At 44.6% G+C, this 2930-nt stretch carries 3 protein-coding genes; all 3 read right to left on the bottom strand.

The window, feature by feature from the left end; translation table 11 throughout:
- Positions 1 to 19 precede the first annotated feature (19 nt).
- The 3 genes from VN379_RS14125 to VN379_RS14115 all read right to left on the bottom strand — a co-directional run bounded on the left by VN379_RS14125 (position 20) and on the right by VN379_RS14115 (position 2842).
- Entirely contained in the window at positions 20 to 217 is a 198-nt protein-coding gene (locus VN379_RS14125; RefSeq protein WP_325534907.1) for a hypothetical protein, read from the bottom strand.
- Positions 218 to 401: 184 nt separating this feature from the next.
- Positions 402 to 1751: an MATE family efflux transporter gene (locus VN379_RS14120; RefSeq protein WP_325534905.1), complete on the bottom strand. Its 1350-nt coding sequence runs from the start codon at positions 1749 to 1751 to the stop codon at positions 402 to 404.
- Positions 1752 to 1870: 119 nt separating this feature from the next.
- Positions 1871 to 2842 carry a D-glycerate dehydrogenase gene (locus tag VN379_RS14115; protein ID WP_325534903.1) on the bottom strand — a complete coding sequence of 324 codons (972 nt, stop codon included), beginning with the start codon at positions 2840 to 2842 and terminating at the stop codon, positions 1871 to 1873.
- Between the last annotated feature and the right edge of the window lie 88 nt (positions 2843 to 2930).

The following is a 2930-nucleotide window of genomic DNA, read 5'->3' as shown; positions in this document are numbered from 1 at the left end:
GCCTTCTAACTTAACAATATTACCAATAATAATAGACTTTATTTCCGTCATATTTGATATAACCATGGCGAAGTTTTTTAATCCTTTTTTCGTCGGCTTTCATCTGAACCATATCCGCATCCCGGTTACTTACTTTAGCTGCCTCGGCTGGCGCGGCTGCAGCCGCCATAGCAAAAACAATAACGGAAAGCGCGGCAACAAGCAACCTGCTTTTCATAAATACCAGCCTTTCATGATAGTACAGATATTATTCGCTTTCTGTCCACTATTTCCTGCTGTTTAAATGCGTACGATTCTAAGAATTAATTTCCAGATAAACCGCTCAATGCAACTACCTTTGTAAGAATTATTTATGTCCCTCGCAGTCACTATAGTTGACTTCATATAGTACTAGTCTAAGGCTATTCCCTAGATGAATTTTGACCTAGTTTCCGCAATTCCAGCCATAAATAGCCTCCAGTCAAAAGCGATGAGACAAAATCAGCTACCGGACCGGCAAACCAAATACCTGACAAACCGAAGAAATGAGGCAAAATAATAATCGCAGGAATTAAGATAATTACTTGCCGCGACATACTAAGAAAAATGGCATAGCCGGCCTTACCTACTGCCTGGAAATAATTAGCGCCGATAATCTGAAACCCGATAATCGGCAGCATGATTAAAAACACCTTCAGTCCACTTGATCCAATAGCGATCAGTTCCGGGTTATCATTGAATACCCGGATGATTGGTGTAGCAAATAGCTGTGTTGCGATAAATCCCAGAATAGAAACAGCTGTCGCCGCATACATACCTAATTTAATAACCTCAATCATCCGCGCGTAATTTCTGGCACCATAATTATAACCTAATATCGGCTGTACGCCCTGGCTAATGCCGAACACAGGCATTAGTATCAACATAGCCACCCGGTTAATTATACCAACCGCAGCCACAGCCAATTCCCCGCCATAACGCAGCAGGCTGTAGTTATATATTACACTAACCACACTGGCGGCAAGCTGCATAATAAACGGGGACAAGCCAATCTTAACAATCTCGTAAACAATACCTTTATCCAGCCTCAGGTTTGTCAGTCGTAATTTTAGAACACTCTTATCACTGGTAAGATATCTAAGCACCCAGGTCGCTGAGACAGCCTGGGCAGCAACTGTCGCTAGTGCAGATCCCGCTATCCCCAGCTTGAAAACAAAGATAAACAGCGGATTAAGAGCAGTGTTCAATATAGCCGCAATCAGCATTGTCGCCATTGCCACTTTAGGATTGCCCTCGGCGCGTATTATATTATTCAAGCCAAACCCGATATGCATGAATATACTGCCTATCAATATGATTCTGGTAAATTCACGGGCATAAGGCAAAACATTGGGTTCAGCACCCAGCAACACTAAAATCTGATCTAAAAACAAAAGCGCCACAGCCGTTGTCGGCAGTACAGCAATTATTATTAACGTAAACGCATTTCCTAAAATAATTTCGGCGTCCTGGTGTTTTTGTTCACCAAGACGAATCGATACCAGCGTAGAGGCACCAATTCCGATTAACATACCAATGGCCATTAGAATAATCATAATGGGAAAAGCTATTGTCACGGCCGTAAGGCCAATATCGCCAACCCCATTACCGACAAAGATGCTGTCAACTATATTATACAGGGCGTTGACCACCATCCCCACTATGGCAGGAATAGAAAAATCCCACAACAACTTACTGATTTTTTCCTGGCCAAGGGCCTGGGATTGATCCATAGGTTCCCTCCTAGAGAATTCGAGATTCTGTATAAGCAATAATGTGTCCTATAGTGATACACAATATTAATTTATTAAAGCGAGATTGCTACAAGCAATCTCGCTTTGTTACCTTGCTGTTACTGATAATTAACCTCGTTGTTTACGCAAGTAACCAGTGGCTTGCCGGCTAACCCCAGCAACAGGTTCTCCGCCGCTAGCAGCGCCATCTTGTTACGGGTTTCGGTTGTAGCGCTGCCGATATGCGGAGCAATTAGGATATTGGGCAGTTTTATAAGTGGATGATCTGCCGGCAGCGGCTCAGGATCGGTAACATCCAGTGCAGCATATGCAATCTCTCTATTGGCCAGCGCATTGCACAAAGCCGGAGTATCCACTACCGCCCCTCTGGCGGCGTTTATAAAATATGCTGTTGGCTTCATCCTGGCAAACTCTTTGGCCCCAAACAAACCACGGCTTTCAGGCGTGAGTGGTGTTAGTACAACAATAAAATCGGCTTTTGTCAATAAATCCTCAAAAAGGCAAAACTCGACACCTAATTCCTGATCATCAGGTCTCTGCCGGCGATTATTATAGATGACTTTCATCCCGCTAACCTGTGCCCGTCTGGCAACAGCCGCGCCAATCGCCCCCAATCCGACGATCCCCAGGGTCTTACCAAACAAGTCTACGCCAAGAGGCAGTGCTGCCTCAGGCCATTTGCCGGCGCGTACCCAATCCCAGCCTTCATGAATACGCCGTGCAGCCGTTAAAAGCAGGCCAAAAGCCAAGTCTGCAGTTGTCTCTACAAGTACCCCCGGTGTATTGCCAAATGGAATCTTCCTGTCAGTACAGGCCTTAATGTCAACATTGTCATAACCTACTGCCGGTTGGGCAATTACTCTTAACTTAGGCGCAGCTGCCAGAAATTCCGCATTAATTTTTATAGTGGACAAGGCCAAGAAACCTTCAGCATTCTGAAGCCACTCTCTCAACTGGCTAAGATTAGGCGCACCAGGATGCTCCCACTGCTGCACATTACATTGTTCTTGTATTGCAGCCAATGCTGACGGCATAATTCGGCCCGGTATTACAACTTTATATTTACCCATAAAATTCACCTCATCGTAAACTTTTTTATACTATATACTCCGCGTTAAAGTTCAATGCACCACCCGCCTGCGCCTGCAAACTTCTTTA

The organism is Sporomusa sp. (assembly GCF_035561255.1).
In the GTDB taxonomy this organism is placed as follows: domain Bacteria; phylum Bacillota; class Negativicutes; order Sporomusales; family Sporomusaceae; genus Sporomusa.
The sequence above is the reverse complement of the archived record's forward strand: the minus strand, read 5'-3'. Positions and strand labels throughout refer to the sequence as shown.